Here is a 1,208-nt window from a genome sequence, read left to right as displayed (position 1 = left end):
CCACACCCCGCCGATGCCGGTGGCGAAGGTGACCGAGAGGCGGTCCGGGTCGACCTCTTCCAGGCCCGAGTCCTTCCAGGCCTCGCGGGAGGCGACCACGGCGAACTGGGTGGAGGGGTCCATGCGCTTCATCTCCACGCGGGAGAGGGTTTCGCTGGCCGGGTTCGAGGCGCGCGCGGCGAAGGTCACCGGCAGCTGGTATTCCTCGACCCACTCGTCGGTGAGGGTGGCGGCGCCGGAGACGCCCTTGAGGGAATTGGCCCACAGGGTGGGCACATCCCCGCCAATGGGGGTGGTGGCTCCCAGGCCGGTGATCACTACTTTGCGCGCCATCGTCTAACTCTCTACTGGGCGGGAAAACAAAATCAGGGGTGGGCCGTTCATGGCCCACGTGCGTGGAGGGGGTGCTGCCACGCTCAGCGGCGGACGTGGTCCGGCAGGTAGCTACTGTGCTGCCGGACCACGTCACGCGGTGCGCCGGTACGTCGCTGCACCGGCGTGCGGCACTAGGCCTGGGCCGAAACGATGAAGTTGACGGCGTCGCCCACGGTCTTGAGGTTCTTGACTTCCTCGTCCGGGATCTTCACGTCGAACTTCTCTTCGGCGTTGACCACGATGGTCATCATCGAGATCGAGTCGATGTCCAGGTCCTCGGTGAAGGACTTGTCCAGCTGCACGTCTGCTTCGTCCAGGCCGGTCTCTTCGTTCACGATTTCGGCGAGGCCCGCCAGAATTTCTTCGTTGCTAGCCATGAAAGGCTCCTTTTCTTGTGTTGTGCCGGTACAACCGACGATGACTGGGCGGCACCGTCATCCCCGCCGGATCGCTCCGGGGCTGGGGGATGCCACCCGGCTTGGTGAAAACTTCACGTTGCCGTCAACTGTTTAGTTTATGGCAGTCGCACGACCTGGGCGCCAAAGACAAGCCCGGCGCCGAAGCCGATTTGCAGGGCCAGCCCGCCGCAGACCTCCGGATGTTCGCGGCGCATTCGGTCCATGGCCATCGGGATGGAGGCCGCGGAGGTGTTCCCGTTCTCGGCGATGTCCCGGGCCACGATCACCGAATCGGGCAGCTTCAGCTGCTTGACCATCTCGTCGATGATGCGCATGTTCGCCTGGTGCGGCAGGAACGCGGCCAGGTCGCTGGCCTCGATCCCGGCCTCGGTCAGGGCCTTGCGGGCCATCTTGGCCATCTCCCACACCGCCCAG

Annotated in this window: 3 protein-coding genes; all 3 read right to left on the bottom strand. The window is 65.1% G+C overall.

What is annotated here, in order from left to right; translation table 11 throughout:
* A partial coding sequence (locus JCM19049_RS14665) for a beta-ketoacyl synthase N-terminal-like domain-containing protein (protein ID WP_279403303.1) occupies positions 1 to 333 on the bottom strand: 333 nt, incomplete at its 3' end.
* 173 nt (positions 334 to 506) lie between these two features.
* Positions 507 to 752 (bottom strand): acyl carrier protein, encoded by a 246-nt coding sequence (locus tag JCM19049_RS14660; protein ID WP_054821937.1) that lies wholly within the window; start codon positions 750 to 752, stop codon positions 507 to 509.
* Positions 753 to 889: 137 nt separating this feature from the next.
* The coding region (locus tag JCM19049_RS14655) for a 3-oxoacyl-[acyl-carrier-protein] synthase III C-terminal domain-containing protein (protein ID WP_279403302.1) at positions 890 to 1,208 on the bottom strand (319 nt) is incomplete at its 5' end.

The sequence above is a fragment of the Arthrobacter sp. JCM 19049 genome (assembly GCF_001310435.1).
The sequence above is the reverse complement of the archived record's forward strand: the minus strand, read 5'-3'. Positions and strand labels throughout refer to the sequence as shown.

What these genes read in the sequence shown, in the direction of transcription:
- JCM19049_RS14660 (WP_054821937.1), bottom strand. Translation starts at nt 752, where the DNA reads ATGGCTAGCAACGAAGAAATTCTGGCGGGCCTCGCCGAAATCGTGAAC.